The following is a 19,683-nucleotide window of genomic DNA, read 5'->3' as shown; positions in this document are numbered from 1 at the left end:
GGGTGACAATGTCTGATTCCACCAAACCCATCCTAAATTAAATCTCTCCCAGATTAAATCTCTAGCGCAGGTATCACCCAGGTAGGCCAGATGCCTGCGCTACGACAGCAATTATCGGGCTACTGCCTGACTCACCCAATCCTGCAAGGTTGCAACCACCTGCTCGATCGCCACTTCCTGGGACTCATGGTTGGCCCGCTTGACGACTTCCACCTTCCCCTCCTTCAGCGATCGTCCCGTGACAATTCGATAGGGAATGCCCACCAGATCGGCATCTTTAAACTTCACCCCGGCCCGTTCATCTCGATCGTCCAGCAAGGTTTCGATTCCAGCCGCATTCAGCTCGGCATACAGTTTTTCTGCGGTTTCCTTTTGGGCCGTGTCGTTAATGTTTGGGACAATCACGATCGCATGGTAGGGGGCAATGGCAACAGGCCAGATAATCCCATCTTTGTCGTAGGATTGTTCCACGGCAGCCTGAGCCAGACGAGATACGCCAATCCCATAACAACCCATTACCAGAGGCATCTCCTCCCCTTGCTCACTGGTGTAGGTGGCATTCATCGCCTTAGAATACTTGGTGCCCAGTTGGAAAATGTGGCCAATTTCAATCCCTCTGGCACTTTTGAGGGTTTGCGATGGATCATGAATCGCCCGATCGCCCACCTGAGCCGTCCGCACATCCACCACTAACTTGGGTAACTGAAATTCTTTGCCCCAGTTCGCCCCCACGACGTGGCGATCGGTTTCATTGGAGCCCGTCGCAAAGTTTTTCATTTCAACGGCGGTCTGATCCACCAGACGCAGAAACTTAGGGGCTAGATTTTTACCTCCTGGCTGAATGTAGTCATCCCTCAGATCAGGCGCGATGTATCCCAGGGGCAGAGCCTTAGCCGCCCACTTCGCCTGCGCCTCGACATCGGGAACGCTTAACCCAATCACCGCTCGACCGCCATAGTCTCCCGCCAACTTCACCAGTTCATTCTGCAACTTCACCTCGTTGACATCCTGATCGCCCCGAATGCTGACCAGCACCAGTACCGTCATGCTGTTGTCATACACCACCTGATACAGAACATTTTTCAGGATGTGAGCCGCAGAACATTTGAGCAGCTTGCAGAGACTCTCGATCGTCGGTGTGTTGGGCGTATCCAGCTTTTCGTATTTCTTGAAGCTAGATGGTTTGGCATCCGCCGGGAGGGAAATGGCTTTCTCAACATTTGCAGCGTACTGCCCATCCTCGGTATACAGGACTTCATCCTCCCCCGCATCCGCCAGCACCATAAACTCCTGGGAACCCGAACCGCCGATCGCCCCAGAATCTGCATCCACCGCTCGGAACGCCAGCCCAGTTCGCTGCATGATGTTGTAGTAGGCATCCCGCATCTTGCGGTAGGACTCCCTCATCCCTGCCTCGTCCATGTCAAAGGAGTAGGCATCCTTCATGATGAATTCCCGTCCGCGCATTAAGCCAAACCGGGGACGAATTTCATCCCGAAATTTGGTTTGAATTTGGTACAGGTTTCGGGGCAATTGCCGATAGGAGCGGATCATCTCACGGGCGATCGTGGTAATCACCTCTTCATGGGTCGGTTCCAAACCCAGTTCCCGTCCCTGACGATCTTGTAGGGCAAACATAATGCCCTCTGCCTGAGTATAGGTATCCCACCGCCCGGACTCTTTCCACAGTTCCGAGGGTTGCACCTGCGGCAACAGGCACTCCTCTGCCCCTGCCGCATTCATCTCTTGCCGGACAATCTGAGAAACTTTTTGCAATACGCGCCACATTAACGGCAGGTAAGCATACACCCCACTCCCGATCCGCCGGATGTAACCCGCCCGCACGAGGAGCTTGTGGCTGGGAATCTCTGCCTCTGCCGGATCTTCGCGCAAGGTGACAAACAGCATTTGAGACAGTCGCATTGCTTGGTTCCTTTTTCACTCTGGTAGTTCGCTATCCCAGTCTAAAGGATTTGTTGCCTTCAGCAGCATTCGATCGCACTTCAGAATGAGGAAACACCAGAAACCTGAACTCAAAGGCTGAGATCCTTTATGCTGCTTGATGCTTCTCGCTTCATGCTGTTGTAATAGGTTCCCAGCAACGCTCCGGCTGCACCAAACTTGAATAGCTCCAGCAGCCAGTAGCCCATATGCATCTGATTCATTGCGGCTGGAACTTCCGTTGAGGACTCAAAGGCATTGAGCTGTAGACCCAGAGAACTCATTTCAGGAGTGAGTGCATAGGTATAGAGCAGGGTTAATGCTAAGAGGGTGACTGAGAGCGGTACGACCCACCGTGGCAAGCTGGCGTTTAGATCGGTGCGCCGTACAACCAGAACCCCCGTCAACGCAAGGGCAGCACACAGTAGTTCAATGCGATTAAAAATCCAAAACACAGAATATCCGGTCGTGGCAAAATCAGAAGCCGCCATCATGCCCGTTGCATAAAGCGTGGGCATAACTATCAGGTCTAATAGCAGGCTGCCACTGACCCAGAATGCCAGGGTAATGAGGATGATCGTACGCCATTTGGAGGATTGGGCCTCCGTATTGGGAATGACTGTCATGATGAATGGTTAGTATTAATGCGCTATATTTCGAGCTTAACGAGTCTTCCCTCTGACAGGTATGAAATATTGTTGCGAAAAGTAGCGATCGCAACATAAAGCATAGTGACTCGCAACACGAACAATAGTGGTTCCGATTCACCAATCAGGTTCACCCTTGGTAAAAGATTGCTTGCTCAGAGAGGGCGCAATTGACTCACCAACCGCACCCCCTCCTTAGTTCATTCCTGAATGAATTGTCCATTCACCAACTCATCCATTTCTGGTGAAATCCTGGTGAAATTCTGGTGAAAAACCTAGTAGAAGCGAGCGTGAATTGAGCAACCGTAGAGCGGGCATCTTGCCCGCGCAGGCTGGAAGCCTGCACGACGAAAGGTGGGCATATTGCTGCCAAGGTCTACTAGTGAAAAGAAGGCTGATGGCGAATCAAGCTGAGGAACTCCTCGCGGGTGCGCTGATCTTCCTGGAAACCGCCGATCATCGCACTCGTTACCGTCCAGGAACCAGGTTTCTGCACCCCCCGCATGACCATGCACATATGGGTTGCTTCAATGACTACGGCCACCCCTTGCGGATCCAAAATTGCCTGGACTGCCTCCGCAATTTGGCGCGTCAGGCGTTCCTGCACCTGCAAACGGCGAGAATACATTTCCACAATCCGAGCCAGCTTACTCAAGCCCACCACCTTTTGATTTGGAATATAGGCAACATGTGCTCTACCCATAAATGGCAGCATATGGTGTTCGCAGAGGCTAAACACATCAATGTCTCGCACCAAAACCATCTCGTTGTGGCCTTCATCGAAAATGGCTCCATTCACGAGTTCCTCAAGGGATTGATTGTAGCCACTGGTCAGAAAGCGCATCGCTTCAGCCACCCGTTTTGGGGTTTTCAGCAAGCCTTCCCGCTCTGGATCTTCCCCAACTCCCAGCAGCATGGTGCGCACTGCATCTGTCATTTCCTCATAGGAAACCTCTGGAAGATGCGGTTGAGAAGTGCGACCATGGGCTGTGTTGCGATCGGGGCGAGCAATCACCTTGTTAGATTGAGGCTGCGATACAGAGGTTGAAACTTCATCGCTGGTCGTTTCAGCATCCATTGCAGCAGAATTAATTGGAGCAGTATTGCTGCCATTCAAACCATTAGAAGAAGCAATAGTCATAGTCAGTTAAGTAAACTCTCCAGAACAAACAATGAAAAAACCAAATTCGCTCAAATTGACTGTGGGTCTGCGGTTTAAAGTGCCCCAGCACTAGGCATCACAATCAATTCATCAATGACTGCCTGCGGCGGCAGCAGTGCGGTATGCAAAATAGACTGGGCAACGATCTCTGGGGTTAACATTCGAGTCCGATCGAAATCCGCGTGAACGGTGTCTGTATCCCAAATGGGTGTGTTCACCGAACCAGGCGTGACAACAGTAACTCGAATTCCGTGGGTTCGCTCTTCTGCCGCCAATATCTTAGACAGGGAAACCAATCCCGCCTTACTGACGCTGTATGCTCCCCATCCCGCAAAGGCATTGTGGGCTGCGATCGAGGCTACGTTAATAATCGTTCCCTGCTGGCGATCGCGCATTCCGGGTAAAACAGCTTGAATACACTGCAATACACTAGTTAAATTCAGATCCATCACCCGCTGCCACTCTACCAACGGTGTTGAAGCCAGCTCTCCGGTGTAACCCATTCCGGCATTGTTTACCAAAACACTAATGGGCAGACCGTCGATAGCTTGTTGGATGGACACCTGAACCTGCTTTACATCAGACAGATCCAACACTAAAGGCTTGGCAATCGTTCCAATTTGACTCACCTCATCAATAACGGCTGCTAACCGGGAATGAGAACGGCCAGATAGAACAAGGTTAAACCCTGATTTGGCAAATGCCAGGGCTGTTGCCTTACCAATTCCACTACTTGCTCCCGTGATCAGAGCATATCGGTCTGAAGATGTCATGAAGTCTTCCAAATTCCTGCCAGATGTAAGCTGCAATCGCAATCAATTGAATTGCCAGCACCTGTTTCACTGCATCGACTTTTCATCCAAATCTCAGTCCAGCTCATCCCCAGCACAACCCATTCAAGTAACTGCGCTGAATCGAATAAACTCATTGAACAACCCATCCAAACTTTTACTGAACTGGAACTCTGACAGCTTAAATTACAAACTTCAGCTCGGATGATATTTGGAATCCAGGAGGATGGCGAATCCCCATACCATTCCCTGATGCAATGCAAAAAACAAAGCCAACACCGTGAAAAATAGTTAAAAATGAGAGAAGCCTTAAGAAAAATTAACAAAACTCACTCTCTGGATTATAACACTGGCTCTCACCATACTGAAATTTTGCAGAAAACAAGTCCATTGTGATGGTGAAGGCAAATCCCAAACAAATTTCAATGGTTAGAGCGATCGAGTCCAGTGGATAACGTTTCAGATCCAATGCCGTGGAACTAACTAGTAGACCTCGGCAGCAATATGCCCACCTTTTGTCGTGCAGGCTTCCAGCCTGCGCGGGCAAGATGCCCGCTCTACGGTTGCTCAATTCACGTTCGCTTCTACTAGGCGGGAACCTCCGCAAAAATGCCGATATTGCGAAACTTCTGATAGCGCAGGTTACGACGCTGTTGGTGGGTCATGGTAGAGAGTTCATTCAGGTTTTGCAAGAGGGCTTGCTTCAGGGACGCAGCGGCTTCCAGGGGAGCAGAATGTGCTCCACCAACGGGTTCTGGCAAAATTTGATCTAAAATTCCTAGATTCTTTAAATCGGTAGATGTAATTTTCAGGGCTTCAGCAGCCTGGGGAGCTTTAGCAGCATCTTTCCAGAGGATGGCAGCACAGGCTTCAGGACTGGCTACGGTATACACCGAATGTTCAAACATCAGCAGCCGATCGCCCACTCCAATCCCCAACGCTCCGCCCGATCCCCCTTCCCCAATCACCGTACAGATGATCGGTACATTCAGGCGAAACATTTCCCGCAAGTTGTAGGCAATGGCTTCCCCCTGTCCCAGCCGTTCCGCATCCAGCCCAGCCCAGGCTCCTGGTGTGTCAATAAAGGTCAGAATCGGCATGCCAAAGCGATCGGCATGATCCATCAAACGCATTGCTTTACGATAGCCGCCAGGAGAAGCCATGCCAAAATTCCGCACCACATTATCCTTGGTGTCTCGCCCCTTCTGGTGACCCAGCACGACGACTGGACGACCTTCCAATCGGGCAATTCCTCCCACCAGAGCCAGATCATCAACTCCTGTACTGCGATCGCCATGCAGCTCAATCCACTCATCCATCATGGCCTGCACATAATCCAACGTGCTGGGGCGACGGGGATGACGAGCGACTTGAATGCGCTGGGAGGGGGTTAGGCTGCTAAAAATTTCTTGCCGCAATTGAACCGCCCTGGCTTCTAGCTGCCGAATTTGGGTCGAGACATCTACCTCATTTTCTTCTGCCAGTTCTCGAATCTGGGTGATTCGAGCATCTAGCTCAGAAAGGGGCTTTTCAAAATCCAAAAGAATCGGTCTGCGCTCTGGAGTTGCCATGGCGATCGTTGAATGTGAGCCTGCCAAAGAGTATCTTATCGCACGGTTGTAACCCATAGGAGTTACCGATTACCGAACCTTGGGTGAGGAGTGAGGAGTGAGGAGTGAGGAGTGAGGAGTGGGGAGTGGGGAGTGGGGAGCAGAGAAGGGTTCTGTAGCGCGGGCATCTTGCCTGCAAACGAAGGAAGGGTTCTGTAGCGCGGGCATCTTGCCTGCAAACGAGGGAAGGGTTCTGTAGCGCAGGCATCTTGCCTGCAAACGGTAAAATTCCTGCAAACGGTAAAATTAACCTGGGTTGGTCGATCGAATTGGGTTGATTTGGGTTGATCGATCGAATTGGATTGATTCGGGTTGATCGATTGGGGCTGATCCATCTCAATTAATATTCCGGCGGACCGGGTTCTGGCTCATCGGTAGCAAACGCGGAACAATTAGGATCGTGGATTATCAATAGCTTGTTCATTTTGCCTGGTTGACTGGGCGGGCAGGATGCCCACCCCACAAGAGTTTTAGAGTATTTAATTCTAGTAAGACTCTCAGGTGATTCAATTTTTATTTTTAAGGAGCAATGTTGAAAAAACTGTGGAACGGGCTGATCTTTGGGCTGGGCTATATGCTGTCGCCGTTGTCCTGGTGGAATGATTTGTTTTTTAACCTGCCGATCGCCTATGGGTTTGGCTATGTCGTAAGTTGGGCGGTTCCGGGTTGGTTCGTTCCGGCGACGATCGCAGGGTACTGGCTCTCTAATGTCCTGGGCATTGTGCTGATGCAGGTGGGGGCGTTGGATATGCTGTACGAGCAGCGAGAAAAGAATCTCAGGCGGGAACTGGCGATCGGGTTTGGCACATCGACGCTGTATACGGTGGCGATCGTGGCGTTGGTCTATTTTCATGTGCTGGAAATTCCTGACTCGGTTTTGGCTGCGCTGAATCTGGAGGGCGATCGCTAGTCCCAAGTTTGTTCAATCTCATTAGACTGGTTACTGTAGCTTTCCAATGACCCATGACGCTGCTGACGCTCAAATCCCTTCGCAAAGACTTTGGCATTAAAGAAATCCTCAAGGATGCTAGCTTTAGCCTGGAGGAAGGCGATAAGGTTGGACTGATTGGCACGAACGGGTCGGGGAAGTCCACGCTGCTGAAAATGATTGCGGGACTGGAACCGATCGATGGGGGTGAGAAGTGGGTGAATGCCAGTGCCAAAATTGTCTACCTGCCGCAGCAGCCCGATCTGGATGACGATCGCACTGTATTGGAGCAGGTTTTTGCGGATAGCGGTGAGCAAATGGCTCTGGTGCGTCAGTATGAGGATCTGTCGGATCAACTGGCCCATGGACAGGGGAATGCGGATGCGGTGATGAACCAGCTTGCTAACGTGACGCAGCAAATTGAGGCGTTGGGAGCCTGGGATCTGGAAACGAGTGCCAAAATTATTTTGACTCAGCTTGGGATTCAGGATTTTCACGCCAGGGTTGGGGGTCTGTCGGGCGGATACCGGAAGCGGATTGCCCTGGCCGCGGCTCTGCTGTCGGAACCGGATGTGCTGCTGATGGATGAGCCGACGAACCACCTGGATGCTCTGTCGGTGGAGTGGTTGCAGGATTATCTGAATCGCTATCGCGGTGCATTGTTGTTAATTACCCACGATCGCTACTTTCTGGATCGGGTTACAAATCAAATTCTAGAAATCGATCGCGGGGATCTGTACACCTATTCCGGCAACTATAGCTATTACCTGGAGAAAAAAGCCGAAGCGGAGGAGTCTGAGCAAAGTTCCCAACGTAAACACGCAGGGGTGTTACGGCGAGAGTTGGAATGGCTGAAGCGGGGCCCGAAGGCTCGCAGCACCAAGCAAAAGGCGCGGATCGATCGCATCACCGATATGCAAGCCCAGGAGTTTAAGCAAGCCCAGGGTAAGGTGGAGATTGCCACGGCGGGACGACGGATTGGCAAGAAGGTGATTGAACTGCATCAGGTGGGTAAGGGATACGGCGATCGAACTCTGATTCAGGATTTCACCTATACCTTTTCCCCAGAGGATCGGGTGGGGATTATTGGCGGCAATGGGGTGGGTAAATCGACCCTGATGGATATTATTACCGAGCGAATTCAGCCGGATGCGGGAACGGTGGAGATTGGTTCGACCATTCACATTGGCTATTTTGATCAGCACTCCGATGATTTGGCCCAACATCCCAACGAGCGGGTGATTGATTATCTCAAGAACGTGGCAGAGTTAGTCAAAACCGCTGATGGTAGTGTGATTACCGCTTCGCAAATGCTGGAGCGATTTTTGTTTCCCCCCAATCAGCAGTACGCCCCGATTCACAAACTGTCGGGGGGTGAAAAGCGGCGGTTATTTTTGCTGCAAGTCCTGCTGAGTGCGCCGAATGTGTTGATTCTGGACGAACCGACCAACGATCTGGATGTGCAAACCCTGGCAGTGCTGGAGGATTATTTGGAGGACTTCAACGGCTGTGTGATTGTAGTGTCCCACGATCGCTATTTTCTCGATCGGGTGGTGGATACGATCTTTGCCTTTGAATCTGCCGGGAATCTGCGGCAGTATCCGGGGAACTATTCGGTGTATCTGGAGTACCGGAAGCAGCAGGAGTCGGAAACTCTGGAACAAAGTCGGGCGGCGAAAGCAGAGCAGAAAGAAAAGACCAGTCAGCCCGCTTCGACTTCTCCTCAGTCCGACAAGCCCCGGAAACTGTCTTTTAAAGAAAAGCGGGAATACGAAACCCTGGAAACCCAAATTCCCGAAATGGAAGCGGAGAAGGAAGCACTGGAGAAACAGCTTTACAATCAACCGTCAGCAGATTTCACGGAAATGCAGCAACTCACCGAGCGACTGGCGGAACTGACCCAGGCGATCGATTCTTCCACGGAACGCTGGATGGAGTTGGCAGAAAGAATCACCTGAGGAACAGGAATTGAATCATCTAAAATTCTTGTGGGATGGGCATTTTGCCTGCCCAGTTAAAGGGTGTCCCTGGACAGATTCCAGAAGGTAAAAGTTCAAGCTTCGTCCGGGTCAACTCCGAGTTCGCGTAATTTGGCCGCCAGGCGATCGTTGCGTTGCCGTTCGGCTTCTGCCCGCTGTCGTTCGGCTTCTGCCCTTGCCTCTGCCTGTTCCGCCGATTCCTCAGGGGTGGGAACTCGGTGTGCCTCTGCCGTGAAATAGCGGAGTTGTTGCTCCTGTACGCCCAGGTATAGCCCCAACTGCTGACTCCATAACCAGCCCTGCTGATTCGGTTGCAGGTCGTGATATTGCCCATCGACGAGATGAAATCCCTGAAACTCCAGTGAGTCTGGATCAAACCAGAAGTAGTCGGGGGTGCGGAAGATGTCTTGATAGATTTGCTTTTTCAACCCTCTGTCTGTTTTTGCCGTCGAGTCTGAGAGCAGTTCAATAATCACATTGGGATACTTTCCGTCCTCTTCCCACACGACCCAGCTTTTGCGCGGCTTGCGTTCTGTGCCCAGCACCACAAAAAAATCAGGGCCTCGAAAGTCTTCTGACTTGCGCTGACGGGGGCTGTAGTAAACGGTGAGATTGCCTGCTGCAAAGTAGTCATTGCGGTCTTTCCAGAGCCAGTCGAGGCATTTCATCAACAGGAGGATTTGTTGTAGGTGGAGGTAGCTTTCCAAGGGCGGTTCGTTGCTGTAGAGATCTCCAGGGGGAAAGACAACTTCTGCCCCAGCAGGTGGGGGAGTGGTAGGGGTATTGGCGAGAGACATGGCGATCGGCAAGGGAGAACGGTGTTTTTAGTGTAGCGAGATTGGGGGAAGGGTAAAAGGTGGGAAAGATTTTGTAAAAAAACTCGATCGAACGGTAACATTTCTAACTTGATTTGCTCGATCGATTAATGCTACGCTCATCAGCTATAGCTGTCTTTTGGGTTGCACAGACCTGGGGATAGCGGCTCTACCTAGAGGCGAATTCTCTAGCGGAGATCAAGCGTGCCCTGACAAGCTATACGCCTGACCTCCTGACCCAGACTACTCAAGCTAGTCCAGGCTAGGGTGTATGATAACACCCGATGTCTGCCGCTTGCCCTGTCTGAACGAGGGCTAGTCTCTAGGGTTTCTTCAAACCCTGGAACACAAGGAGATTCACAAATCATGTCCGACAAACTGTTCGGTCTGCCCCCCAGTGGCGATCGGCTGATTTCCCCTGCTCGTCGCTCCGTAAAAATCCTGATGATTGGGCAACCCAATGATGTAGAAATCACGATCGCCCGTCTGTATCAATGCGATTTTTGCCGAGTGGAAGACTGGTCAAGACCCCTACCCTTCTCGCAAATCCAGCAGGCGACAATCAAAGAACCCGGTGAAATCATGCGAATCTACGTGCGATCGATGACCCTCTAAGCAAGGGCACACAACCGTAGGGGCGCACTGCTGTGCGTCCTTACCAGAATTAATCTCTTGTGGGGTGGGCATCCTGCCCGCCCAGTCCCCGCAGCAGCATGGTTTGAAAGGTAAACGGTAAGAAAATCAGCAGAATTTTGCGATCCCGCCCAGTCCTCACACACCGCTTTCGGAATGGTAAGAAAATCAGCAGAATTTTGCGATCGAATTCAGTATGGTAGATTCATCTGATAAGAGATCCTGAGGTTTTGGGCAACCTTAAGGACAGCAGTGGGAATTACCCTACTGCACATCCAAACTCGCTTGCCGATCGGTGGTCTATGACAGAAGCACAACACCCGCCTACTCCTCCGCCTCTTCCCCGTGTTCCGCCTCCGCCTCCCCGACCCACACCCAGCCCCCCTGCTGCCGGAGGAGCGACCCAAGCGATGCCCTCCCAGACGTTACCGATGCCCCCCGCACCTGCCATGAATCCAAATCTATCTAGCTCCGGAAATCGACCCGCACCGATGCCCCCCCCTGCATCTGCGGCTCCTCCGCCAGGGCAACGTCCCGCTCCACCCCCTCCACCCCCTGCGGCAATGCGAGGGCAGGCAAGGGCAGCAAAACCCAGCCCTGGACAACCTACCCTGGAGCAACTGATTCGGGAAGCATTCGATAAGGGATTTTCCGATGTTCACGTCGGCGTAGGGGAAACACCACGCTTCCGGAACCGGGGTGAAATCGATACAACCGACTATCCCACCACCGACACCGACACCTTTTTTAGTTGGTTGAAGGAAGTCCTGAGCGATGAAGACATCGATCGCTTCAAAGATACGCTCGACTATGATGGCGCGACTCAGTACGAATTTGCCCGGGTGCGGATTAACATCTTCGACTCTTTGCGCGGCCCCGCAATGGTGATGCGCTTGATTCCGCTGAAGATTCTCACCATTGAACAGTTAAATTTACCGACGGTCTTCAAAGATATTTGCCACTACCACAAAGGTCTGATTCTGGTGACCGGCCCAACGGGTTCCGGTAAATCCACTACGATGGCAGCGATGATTGACTACATCAATAATGAGATGCCGAAGAATATCATCACCATCGAAGACCCGATCGAATTTGTGCATCAGAGTAAAAAGTCGCTGATCAAACAGCGGGAAGTGGGAATCCACACCAGAAAGTTTGATAACGCCCTGAAAGCGGCCCTGCGGGAAGACCCTGACTTGATTCTGGTTGGGGAAATGCGGGACAAGGAAACGGTGAATACGGCTCTCAAAGCAGCGCAAACGGGTCACTTAGTGATGGGAACCCTGCACACCAACAGTGCAGTAAAGACGATCGAGCGGATTCTTAACCTGTACGAACCGGATCAGCAAGCTCCCATGCGGGTGGCAATTGCCGAATCGCTAGTGTCCGTCATTGCTCAGGGATTGTGTCGAACAACAGACGGCAAACGAGCCGCTTTCCACGACATCATGATTAACACCGATGCCATCAAAGACTACATTCGGCGCGGCGAGATTGACGAAATCGAAGCCATCATTCCCCGATGCACCTTTGACGGCATGTGTACCATGAACCAGTCCCTCTACAAGCTCTACGAAGCTGGACGCATCACTGAAGAAACGGCTCTGGAACATTCTCCCAAGCCCAATGAAATGGCGCAAATCTTGCGGGGCCGGGTTTAAGGCAATTTTGAAGTTTCCTACACCTCCCAGCGGGGAGGTATTTTTTTGCATCGCTACCCAATCGAGAGGTTCTTCGCTAGGCTCATTAGGGGGGATACTGCAACGATGAGCGCGAATTCAAACCTGAACACTCAGCACCAAAATCTTTTCAAGGGGATTGCTTTGTTTACCCCAGGAGGAGATTTGGTTTACTGTATTGACCCAGAGAAACAGAGCCGATGGCACTTGCAGCTTTGTGCCGTCCTCCAAGAAATGCTGAACTTGCCTGAACCGCCCCACTTCCTGGTGCCCTGCTACACCGCAACCATCGATCGCTGTCTGGATGCCCGCACCCAAACCATCCAAACCTACGCAGAAGCCCATCCCCTCGTTTTGCGCTATCAGCCCCTCCTGAATGTCATCTTTGGTGTAGGAGAATTAGTCTGGAAAGCTTCGCCTTGCCCAGAAGGGATTTGTGACCCGATCGTGCTCAGTTCCTATCAGCAGCAATTCCCCCAGCTATGGCAAGATCATGACCTGGTGGTGCGCTATGAACGGGCGGCACTACAGTCTCCCATACGTCAGCCGCAGGAAAGCTCGATGCTAGCCTGGTCACCCGTTCACTCAACCCAGGCAACGCAAGGGTATGTGCTGCGGCTCTTTGTTGCAGGCAATAGCACGACCACAGCGAATATCCTGGCAAATCTGCATCGCCTCCTAGAACAATCACTCCAGCAACCCTACACACTGAAAGTGATTGACATTCACAAACACCCAGAGCTAGCCGAAGCCGATCAGGTGGCTGCTACCCCCACGCTGGTCAAGGTGTGGCCGCATCCAATTAAGCGAATTGTGGGCGATCTGGAAGATGTTCACAAGGTATCGCAAGCCCTGGCTCTCCCAGAGAGTTTCAATCTACTGGATGGCGGGTAGGGCACCTTCTAACAAGTTTTCATTCGGTCAATCTTTCCGAGGAGTTTGATATTTTTTAGGCAATTGAAATTAGAATTTCAGTCAAGTGCCGTTGAAACCCCTGAAGTCCTCCCAAATCTTTCCAGTGTTGATTGAACTGATACATTTGATCGTCTTGGCTTAAATCATGAGCAGAACCATCGGGAGGAAGGTTAATGACCTCTAGCTAACTGAGTCTTAAAGTTAACATGGCACAAAAATTAACACTTAGCTCTGAGGATAGAAATCAGAAATAGGCTGAACGGCCAATGGGCGAACAGCCTACGAAATGAAGTATTGACAAATTGACAAACAAAGGGGCTATCGCCAAGCTACATCGGGATCAACGATCGCTGGCAGCTTGGGCAGATGGCATGGATAATCAACTGACAATCCAATAGGTGATACCCTTCCTTTTGGGCCGTTTTTGCCCCGGTCTTGAGGATAGAATCGTTCTTGAATTCGATCGTCTTATTACAACGAACGCAAATCAGGTGGTGATGGTGGTACGGAGCAGGCTGATTAATTTCGTAATGCTTATGCCCTTCTGCTAACTCAAGTTCTCTTAAAATGCCCATTCGGGCCATAAGCTTGAGATTGCGGTAGATGGTAGACAGGCTGATTGCCTCGCCATCTTCCAGAAGCAAATTATGCAAATCTTCCGCACTCAGATGTTGACCCTCTGGCAGATTTTGAAAAACCTGAAGAATCGTTTCACGCTGAGGCGTTAACCGCCAGCCCCTTTCGTTGAGTTCAGCCTTGAGGGAAGTTACGCTGTACATTGCTGGCTCACCTTTCTCAATAAAGCTGTCTTGATGAGAAGGATACACAATTAATCCCCTCATTTGCAAGAGCAAGCACTTATTGAGAATAATAGCTAAAAATAGCTGGTTGTGTGTTTGATTTGGAATTCTAATTTTGCTTAAAGGTGGGTTAAGGTCAGTTATTGAGCGATCGCAGAGAAGCTGTTAAAAGTTCTGAAGCGGCAAATTAGATGAGAATCGATCGCAATTTAGCGGGTTTTCCGACACTTTCGTTCATAAAAAGTTTTGCAACTACAATTTCAATTACCTGACAATGCCATCGAAAAGACACTATGTTTACAGGACTGATTCGGGCGATCGGTACACTGCGCTCCCTGGAGAATAATCAAGTTCAGATTACCTGCGATGCCGCAGGGCTGGCTCAGTTGCAGCCGGATCTGGAGCTGGGGGATAGCGTTGCGGTGGACGGTATTTGCCTGACTGTGACCCATATTTTGCCAACGGGATTTATTGCCACCGTCTCGCCCGAAACCCTGAACCGCACCACCCTGTCCGGTCGAACAGGAGAAAATTCGGTGAATCTGGAACCTTCCCTCAAGGTAGGCAGTAAGCTCGGTGGGCATTTTGTCACGGGGCATATTGATGGAACGGGCTATTTAGAATCCTCAGAGCGGACAGAGAGTGCCTGGGAAATGAGTTTCCAGGTTCCTGACTCGCGGGTGTCTCGCTACATTGTCCCCAAGGGCAGTATTGCGGTGAATGGGGTGAGCCTCACCGTGGCAGACTGTAACCGGGAGGGAACCTGGTTCAAAGTTGCTGTGATTCCCCTCACCTACGCGGAAACCAATCTGCAATCTCTCCAACCCGGAAGCCCAGTGAATTTGGAGGGGGATGTGTTGGGTAAATATGTGGAGAAGTTTTTGCGCTTAAGCCCTGACTCGTCCACCGTGACTGAATTGGAAGAGAGGATTACACCTGGCTTTTTGGTTGAACACGGTTATTTGTAGGCTGGAGGTTTCACCGGGAATGGTGAACTGGGCGGAAAATTCTTGCCTGGATCCCCTGCCCTGGCTACCGCCACAATGCCGTATACCGGAATGTTCGATCGCTGCAAAACCTGGATCGCGGCCCGTGTAGTGGCTCCGGTGGTATAGATATCATCCAGCAACAGCACCGCCCGCTGGGTTCGATCGCGTAACGTCCCCAGTTCAAAGGCTGCGGATAGGTTCTGTTCCCTGGCTTCAGGGGAAAGGTGAAATTGTGCTTCAGTGGCTCGGCTCCGAATCAATCCCTGCGGTTCGAGGGGGAGTCGGGTGAATTCACAAAACGGTCGCCCTACCAGCTCAGCCTGATTAAATCCCCGCTCTTTCTGCTTACTGATGTGGAGCGGAATCGGGACAACCATCAGATTTCGAGGGTGCTGGGTCTGGGTCAACCAACTCTGGGCCAGCCATCGTCCTAACGGTCGAGCAAGCTGGCGATGCTGGTCATATTTGAGGGCGGCGATCGTCTGCTTCAAGGCTCCTCTGTAGTGCCCCCAGGCGAAGATGGAGGGTGACTCCGTTTCCCTTACCGGGTGAGTCCAGCGACATCGTTCTACCTGAGTCCAGCAATCCTGACATAACTCCTGGGCCGTCGATCGTTGACAGAGGGGACACTCAGCCGCAAAAATAATATCCCCCCACCCTGCTAATCGCCTGAGCCATTGACTCACCCCCCTTTGCATCCCTTCCCCACCTGATTTTTGAATCATATTTTTGGATATGGATCAACTGACGATCGCCTATCTGCAATTTTTTTTCGCCGCCTCCCTCCCAGGGGAGTAGACATCTCCCTGGTCAATGCGGCTAGAATAGCAGCACGTAACAAATCTATAGTTCCACTTTCTGCTGTAGGGCTTAACATAATTGAATATCTTTAAGGTAATCCTTAGAGTTATTGCTGCTTGTAAGTTGTCTTGTAATCGTTCTGAACACAATCTAACCCAAAGGAATTTCCGAACATCAACTGCCCATGCCGCCTGTTACTAGACAAAACCGGGACTTACCGACCATTAACGAACGCATTCGCTTTCCGAAGATTAGGGTAATTGATACAGATGGTGGTCAATTAGGTATCATGACTCCCCGCGATGCGCTGAGAATGGCGGAGGAAAAAGAGCTGGATCTGGTGTTGGTGAGTGATAAAGCCGATCCGCCGGTCTGCCGAATTATGGACTACGGTAAGTTCAAATTCGAGCAGGAGAAAAAAGCGCGAGAGGCTCGTAAGAAGCAGCACACTTCCGATGTCAAGGAAGTGAAGATGCGTTATAAAATTGAAGAACATGACTATAACGTTCGCGTCAATCAGGCTGAACGTTTCCTGAAGGCTGGAGATAAGGTGAAGGCAACGATCACCTTCCGGGGACGGGAGATTCAGCACGTTGACCTGGCTGAAACCTTGCTCAAGCGCATGGCAAAAGACCTGCAAGAACTGGCCGAGGTTCAGCAAGCGCCCAAGAAAGAGGGGCGTAATATGATGATGTTGTTGGCTCCTAAGAAATAATTTTCCTTTTGGAGGTGATAGCCTGGGGAGTTGACCGGATTCCCCACTTTGTTGTTTACAGATGTAACTGAATGATCAAACGAAACCAAAACCTACCGACCATTAACGAACGAATTCGATTTCCTGAAATCCGCGTCATTGATACTGAGGGAGATGAATTGGGGATCATGGCTCCGAAAGAAGCTGTGGAAATTGCGAAGGAGCGAGAGTTGGATCTCGTTTTAGTCAGCGACAAAGCCAATCCCCCTGTCTGCCGAGTCATGGACTACGGCAAATTTAAATTTGAACAACAGAAGAAGCAGCGTAAAGCCCGCAAGAATCAACACACTTCCAAGGTGAAGGAAGTGAAGATGCGGTACAAGATTGAAGAGCATGACTACAATGTGCGCGTCAATCGGGCTGAGAAGTTCATCAAAGATGGGGACAAGGTGAAGGCCACCATCACGTTCCGGGGACGGGAGCGGCAGCACGAAGATCTGGCGGAGGATTTGCTAAAGCGCATGGCGAGCGATCTGAAGGAAACCGCAGATATTCAGCAGGCTCCGAAGCGGGAAGGGCACCGGATGATGATGCTCCTGGCTCCCAAGAAGTAGGTTAGAGTTATAGACTAAGTAACCTGAATCATTGAATCTGTAGGGGTTTGGCAGTGCCAGCCCCTTATTGCGTTGAATAAATCTGGTTTGGCAAATCATTTCACGCCAGAATTGAGCTGATGAATCCATCCAAAGCCGATCGCTTCAGTAGACTGAAATCCCACAGACTTCATCCAGGCTTGCGTATCCCCAGCAGCATAAACCCTGGAGTAGGGTTCCTGGAATAATCGAATTAACCAATCCGCATGACGTAAAATGTGCTGATTGCCATCTAAAATCAAGACCTGTCCGCCTGGTTTCAGGAGGCGAAAGCACTCTTGCAGAATGAGTAGAGCGACCTGCGGTGGAGTTTCGTGGAATAAAAAGGAAGCCGTTACCAGATCGAATTGCCCCGCCTCAAACTCAGTGGATTCTGCCAGCCCATGCCGCCACTCGATCGCCATCCCCGCTTTACGAGCCTTCTCTGCCGCCACCACGAGCATATACGGGGATAAATCCAATCCCGTCACAACTGCGGTAGGAAATGCCTGCTTCAGCATCAGGGTTGCCGTTCCCGTACCACAGCCCAAATCTAAAATTCGCTGGGGTTGCCCCTGGATCGCTGCCATCAAATGCTGCCGCACCCACATTTCCTGCGGGGGAGATGCCAGGGCAGTTACTGCATCGTAGGTTATGGCGGCGATCGGGTTGAGATAGCCTTGCTCAATGCCGTGAAAATTAGGGCTGGTGTAATAGTCGGGATAGGTGAGGGGCTGCTGAACCCGTTCCCTCTCCTGCTGCCAGTCGATCGCCTCATAAAACTGCTGATTGTCTCGACCGATTAACCTGCGTAAAATCGATCGCAGTAACCGATGCCCGATCGAAGTTTGCCCGATCAAAGAATGCCCGATCAAAGAATGCCGCGAATCTTGCCCAATCGAATCTTGCTGAGGAACCACCATAACGCTTTCGGATCACTGGTCGTCGGAGCACTGGTCGGATGATATCATTTTGCTCGATCGCCCTTTAAGCCATGCCATGATTCTCCGTTTGCTGACCCTACCGCCCATACTGATGACTACGATCAAGCGCATTTCGATCGTCCTGATTACAGGAGCGATTCTTCTGGAGTTATGGCATCTCTATGCAGGATTCACCCTCCGTTCTATCCCCGCTTTCCTGGCTCCTCTCCTCTGGATTGGACGGTTTGCCCTGATTGCCCACCTGATCGAGGGAATCATCGCAGCGATCTACGCCCCGGGCAAACAAAAATCCCCATTGCTTTATGGCACTTACACCTTTTTTGTCGGCACGATCGGTTTGGTGGAACTGTTTGCTTTGAATTCAGCAGAGATGGAACCCGATCAGCAATCGGTGGAATAGATTCCTGGCAGGCAAGACTTCGGCGTGAGTGCTCAGTCGAATGCTGCCTGCGCTACGGATTGCCTGGAAATCCAAATTAATAACCTGAAATTTCAATAACCTGAAATTCTTGTGGGGTGGGCATCTTGCCTGCCCAGTCCAAGAGGCGGTGATCCAGGTTGGTGATCCAGGTTGGTGATCCAGGTCATTGATCCACGCTCAGGATACGGTGACGCAGCCCGTATAGCCTCCCACAGGCTTCTGAATGTTTTGCTTGATGGAGTCGAGATCGGTATACCGATCGGCCACATTGATCAGGCTGTCACTGGTCATGGAACGCAAGCTGACCACCGAAATCCGAACTCCCCGATAGGCGATCGCATTCACTGCATAGGCTAAATCGCCATCGCCGCTAAGCAGAACAACCGTGTCAACGTATTTGGACAACGTCAACATATCGACCGCAATTTCGACATCTAAATTCGCTTTTTTAGAACCATCTGGCAACTGAACCAAATCTTTTGTAATCACTCGATAGCCATTCCGACGCATCCATAGCAAAAAGCCCTGTTGCTTTTCATTGGTGCGATCGACTCCGGTGTAGAAAAAAGCCCGCAGTAGCTGAGAATTTGCAGTCAATTGACAAAGCAACCGGGTGTAGTCAATCTCAATTCCAAGCTGCAACGCGGCATAAAACAGGTTTGAGCCATCAATGAAAATGGCAGTTCGACCGGAATCTACAGGAGCGTTCTCCGACTCATCATTTTGCAACATGTTAATTGGGTTGTTTTTATGGGCGTTTGTTAAATGTTCTGGACAGCGGGGCTTTTGGAGGAGTCCTTCTGAAATGGCTGCGTGGGTAGAAGTAGTTGCCATAAGTACCTCAGTGTTTAGGGAAAACTTCCCCAGAAAAATGGATGATTATTTAGTAATAAAGCGACACGTCTTCACCGCACTGATCAGCCAGAAAAACTAAGGATTTAAAGCGAAGACTCACGACTTGATCGTAGAAAGGATTTAATTTGCAAAGGGGAGGAATGCGAATCAGTGTATAGTCAAACAGCTTGATTTGTCGTTCAAAGGGACAGCGGGCTGGAATGATTCGGCATAGCGATCGCGCCGTGCGTGGATTAGAAATTTCGATCGATTCCAGCCGTTGACGAATGGGGTGGAGCAGGGTGCTCAGGTGCCAGCGAGAACAAGATTTTGGGTAGTTCACAATACAGGCAGGCTGTAAAGCCATCAGGGAAACAATCCGCCGAAGGATAGATGCAAAAGGGAAAATTTCACTCCTACTCTCGACTGGCTTCTAAGTTAGACCTGAAAAATGCAGAACTTGTGTAG

At 50.9% G+C, this 19,683-nt stretch carries 21 protein-coding genes; 9 read left to right on the top strand and 12 right to left on the bottom strand.

Going from position 1 to position 19,683, the window contains the following annotated elements; all coding sequences use genetic code 11:
• Nucleotides 1-111: 111 nt before the first annotated feature.
• From ACM1PF_RS24620 to ACM1PF_RS24595, 6 genes are all read right to left on the bottom strand, one after another.
• A complete protein-coding gene (locus ACM1PF_RS24620; RefSeq protein WP_416668108.1) occupies nt 112-1,923 on the bottom strand; it encodes a proline--tRNA ligase in 1,812 nt (603 codons plus the stop codon).
• A 110-nt stretch (nt 1,924-2,033) separates the two neighbouring features.
• A complete protein-coding gene (locus ACM1PF_RS24615; protein WP_416668105.1) occupies nt 2,034-2,567 on the bottom strand; it encodes a hypothetical protein in 534 nt (177 codons plus the stop codon).
• A gap of 400 nt (nt 2,568-2,967) precedes the next feature.
• Nucleotides 2,968-3,729 carry a GTP cyclohydrolase I FolE gene (gene folE, locus ACM1PF_RS24610; protein WP_416668102.1) on the bottom strand — a complete coding sequence of 254 codons (762 nt, stop codon included), beginning with the start codon at nt 3,727-3,729 and terminating at the stop codon, nt 2,968-2,970.
• Between the two features lie 74 nt (nt 3,730-3,803).
• Entirely contained in the window at nt 3,804-4,523 is a 720-nt protein-coding gene (locus ACM1PF_RS24605) for an SDR family oxidoreductase (RefSeq protein ID WP_416668100.1), read from the bottom strand.
• Between the two features lie 605 nt (nt 4,524-5,128).
• Nucleotides 5,129-6,112 (bottom strand): acetyl-CoA carboxylase carboxyltransferase subunit alpha, encoded by a 984-nt coding sequence (locus ACM1PF_RS24600; protein WP_416668097.1) that lies wholly within the window; start codon nt 6,110-6,112, stop codon nt 5,129-5,131.
• A gap of 69 nt (nt 6,113-6,181) precedes the next feature.
• Nucleotides 6,182-6,319 (bottom strand): hypothetical protein, encoded by a 138-nt coding sequence (locus tag ACM1PF_RS24595; protein WP_416668094.1) that lies wholly within the window; start codon nt 6,317-6,319, stop codon nt 6,182-6,184.
• A gap of 361 nt (nt 6,320-6,680) precedes the next feature.
• Between ACM1PF_RS24595 and ACM1PF_RS24590 the strand changes: the two genes are divergently transcribed.
• Complete coding sequence (locus tag ACM1PF_RS24590; RefSeq protein ID WP_416668091.1) at nt 6,681-7,061, top strand: hypothetical protein; 381 nt, start codon at nt 6,681-6,683, stop codon at nt 7,059-7,061.
• Between the two features lie 53 nt (nt 7,062-7,114).
• The gene (locus tag ACM1PF_RS24585; RefSeq protein ID WP_416668088.1) at nt 7,115-9,037 is read left to right on the top strand and encodes an ABC transporter ATP-binding protein; all 1,923 of its coding nucleotides are present in this window, start codon (nt 7,115-7,117) and stop codon (nt 9,035-9,037) included.
• A 95-nt stretch (nt 9,038-9,132) separates the two neighbouring features.
• Here the strand turns inward: ACM1PF_RS24585 and ACM1PF_RS24580 are convergent, their stop codons facing one another.
• Nucleotides 9,133-9,855 (bottom strand): Uma2 family endonuclease, encoded by a 723-nt coding sequence (locus ACM1PF_RS24580; RefSeq protein WP_416668085.1) that lies wholly within the window; start codon nt 9,853-9,855, stop codon nt 9,133-9,135.
• Between the two features lie 384 nt (nt 9,856-10,239).
• Here ACM1PF_RS24580 and ACM1PF_RS24575 point away from each other — a divergent pair, with 384 nt between their 5' ends.
• The 3 genes from ACM1PF_RS24575 (at nt 10,240) to ACM1PF_RS24565 (ending at nt 13,079) form a co-directional block, all read left to right on the top strand.
• On the top strand, nt 10,240-10,488 hold the full coding sequence (locus tag ACM1PF_RS24575) for a hypothetical protein (RefSeq protein WP_416668082.1): 249 nt from the start codon (nt 10,240-10,242) through the stop codon (nt 10,486-10,488).
• A gap of 320 nt (nt 10,489-10,808) precedes the next feature.
• On the top strand, nt 10,809-12,167 hold the full coding sequence (locus ACM1PF_RS24570) for a type IV pilus twitching motility protein PilT (RefSeq protein WP_416668079.1): 1,359 nt from the start codon (nt 10,809-10,811) through the stop codon (nt 12,165-12,167).
• A gap of 105 nt (nt 12,168-12,272) precedes the next feature.
• Nucleotides 12,273-13,079: a circadian clock KaiB family protein gene (locus tag ACM1PF_RS24565; RefSeq protein WP_416668077.1), complete on the top strand. Its 807-nt coding sequence runs from the start codon at nt 12,273-12,275 to the stop codon at nt 13,077-13,079.
• Nucleotides 13,080-13,429: 350 nt separating this feature from the next.
• Here the strand turns inward: ACM1PF_RS24565 and ACM1PF_RS24560 are convergent, their stop codons facing one another.
• Nucleotides 13,430-13,879: a Fur family transcriptional regulator gene (locus tag ACM1PF_RS24560; protein ID WP_416668074.1), complete on the bottom strand. Its 450-nt coding sequence runs from the start codon at nt 13,877-13,879 to the stop codon at nt 13,430-13,432.
• 314 nt (nt 13,880-14,193) lie between these two features.
• Between ACM1PF_RS24560 and ribE the strand changes: the two genes are divergently transcribed.
• On the top strand, nt 14,194-14,868 hold the full coding sequence (ribE, locus tag ACM1PF_RS24555) for a riboflavin synthase (protein ID WP_416668071.1): 675 nt from the start codon (nt 14,194-14,196) through the stop codon (nt 14,866-14,868).
• Here ribE and ACM1PF_RS24550 read toward each other — a convergent pair.
• Entirely contained in the window at nt 14,859-15,614 is a 756-nt protein-coding gene (locus ACM1PF_RS24550) for a ComF family protein (RefSeq protein WP_416668069.1), read from the bottom strand. The two genes, ribE and ACM1PF_RS24550, sit on opposite strands and share 10 nt — an antisense overlap.
• 260 nt (nt 15,615-15,874) lie before the next feature.
• On the opposite strand from ACM1PF_RS24550, the gene infC (ACM1PF_RS24545) reads away from it, so the two are divergent.
• Nucleotides 15,875-16,405 carry a translation initiation factor IF-3 gene (gene infC, locus ACM1PF_RS24545; protein WP_416668067.1) on the top strand — a complete coding sequence of 177 codons (531 nt, stop codon included), beginning with the start codon at nt 15,875-15,877 and terminating at the stop codon, nt 16,403-16,405.
• Nucleotides 16,406-16,476: 71 nt separating this feature from the next.
• Nucleotides 16,477-16,998, top strand: a complete 522-nt coding sequence (infC, locus tag ACM1PF_RS24540; RefSeq protein WP_416668064.1) for a translation initiation factor IF-3 — start codon at nt 16,477-16,479, stop codon at nt 16,996-16,998.
• 95 nt (nt 16,999-17,093) lie between these two features.
• On the opposite strand, the gene ACM1PF_RS24535 is transcribed toward infC (ACM1PF_RS24540), so the two are convergent.
• On the bottom strand, nt 17,094-17,939 hold the full coding sequence (locus ACM1PF_RS24535; RefSeq protein WP_416668062.1) for a class I SAM-dependent methyltransferase: 846 nt from the start codon (nt 17,937-17,939) through the stop codon (nt 17,094-17,096).
• 49 nt (nt 17,940-17,988) lie between these two features.
• Here ACM1PF_RS24535 and ACM1PF_RS24530 point away from each other — a divergent pair, with 49 nt between their 5' ends.
• Nucleotides 17,989-18,360 carry a hypothetical protein gene (locus ACM1PF_RS24530; protein ID WP_416668061.1) on the top strand — a complete coding sequence of 124 codons (372 nt, stop codon included), beginning with the start codon at nt 17,989-17,991 and terminating at the stop codon, nt 18,358-18,360.
• Nucleotides 18,361-18,558: 198 nt separating this feature from the next.
• Here ACM1PF_RS24530 and ACM1PF_RS24525 read toward each other — a convergent pair whose 3' ends face one another.
• Entirely contained in the window at nt 18,559-19,113 is a 555-nt protein-coding gene (locus tag ACM1PF_RS24525) for a LabA-like NYN domain-containing protein (protein WP_416676785.1), read from the bottom strand.
• 151 nt (nt 19,114-19,264) lie between these two features.
• Complete coding sequence (locus ACM1PF_RS24520) at nt 19,265-19,582, bottom strand: Mo-dependent nitrogenase C-terminal domain-containing protein (RefSeq protein WP_416668059.1); 318 nt, start codon at nt 19,580-19,582, stop codon at nt 19,265-19,267.
• Nucleotides 19,583-19,683 lie beyond the last annotated feature (101 nt).

The sequence above is a fragment of the Egbenema bharatensis FJBBOT/2019 genome (assembly GCF_048077055.1).
Lineage (GTDB): Bacteria > Cyanobacteriota > Cyanobacteriia > Elainellales > Elainellaceae > Egbenema > Egbenema bharatensis.
The sequence above is the reverse complement of the archived record's forward strand: the minus strand, read 5'-3'. Positions and strand labels throughout refer to the sequence as shown.

Coding starts and splice junctions, on each gene's coding strand:
- ACM1PF_RS24590 (WP_416668091.1), top strand. CDS start 6,681: ATGTTGAAAAAACTGTGGAACGGGCTGATCTTTGGGCTGGGCTATATG.
- ACM1PF_RS24535 (WP_416668062.1), bottom strand. CDS start 17,939: ATGGTGGTTCCTCAGCAAGATTCGATTGGGCAAGATTCGCGGCATTCT.
- ACM1PF_RS24600 (WP_416668097.1), bottom strand. CDS start 6,112: ATGGCAACTCCAGAGCGCAGACCGATTCTTTTGGATTTTGAAAAGCCC.
- ribE (WP_416668071.1), top strand. CDS start 14,194: ATGTTTACAGGACTGATTCGGGCGATCGGTACACTGCGCTCCCTGGAG.
- ACM1PF_RS24525 (WP_416676785.1), bottom strand. CDS start 19,113: ATGTTGCAAAATGATGAGTCGGAGAACGCTCCTGTAGATTCCGGTCGA.
- infC (WP_416668067.1), top strand. CDS start 15,875: ATGCCGCCTGTTACTAGACAAAACCGGGACTTACCGACCATTAACGAA.
- ACM1PF_RS24615 (WP_416668105.1), bottom strand. CDS start 2,567: ATGACAGTCATTCCCAATACGGAGGCCCAATCCTCCAAATGGCGTACG.
- ACM1PF_RS24570 (WP_416668079.1), top strand. CDS start 10,809: ATGACAGAAGCACAACACCCGCCTACTCCTCCGCCTCTTCCCCGTGTT.
- ACM1PF_RS24520 (WP_416668059.1), bottom strand. CDS start 19,582: ATGGCTTTACAGCCTGCCTGTATTGTGAACTACCCAAAATCTTGTTCT.
- ACM1PF_RS24575 (WP_416668082.1), top strand. CDS start 10,240: ATGTCCGACAAACTGTTCGGTCTGCCCCCCAGTGGCGATCGGCTGATT.
- infC (WP_416668064.1), top strand. CDS start 16,477: ATGATCAAACGAAACCAAAACCTACCGACCATTAACGAACGAATTCGA.
- ACM1PF_RS24550 (WP_416668069.1), bottom strand. CDS start 15,614: ATGATTCAAAAATCAGGTGGGGAAGGGATGCAAAGGGGGGTGAGTCAA.
- ACM1PF_RS24580 (WP_416668085.1), bottom strand. CDS start 9,855: ATGTCTCTCGCCAATACCCCTACCACTCCCCCACCTGCTGGGGCAGAA.
- ACM1PF_RS24595 (WP_416668094.1), bottom strand. CDS start 6,319: ATGCCCGCGCTACAGAACCCTTCCTTCGTTTGCAGGCAAGATGCCCGC.
- ACM1PF_RS24620 (WP_416668108.1), bottom strand. CDS start 1,923: ATGCGACTGTCTCAAATGCTGTTTGTCACCTTGCGCGAAGATCCGGCA.
- ACM1PF_RS24560 (WP_416668074.1), bottom strand. CDS start 13,879: ATGTACAGCGTAACTTCCCTCAAGGCTGAACTCAACGAAAGGGGCTGG.
- ACM1PF_RS24605 (WP_416668100.1), bottom strand. CDS start 4,523: ATGACATCTTCAGACCGATATGCTCTGATCACGGGAGCAAGTAGTGGA.
- ACM1PF_RS24565 (WP_416668077.1), top strand. CDS start 12,273: ATGAGCGCGAATTCAAACCTGAACACTCAGCACCAAAATCTTTTCAAG.
- folE (WP_416668102.1), bottom strand. CDS start 3,729: ATGACTATTGCTTCTTCTAATGGTTTGAATGGCAGCAATACTGCTCCA.
- ACM1PF_RS24585 (WP_416668088.1), top strand. CDS start 7,115: ATGACGCTGCTGACGCTCAAATCCCTTCGCAAAGACTTTGGCATTAAA.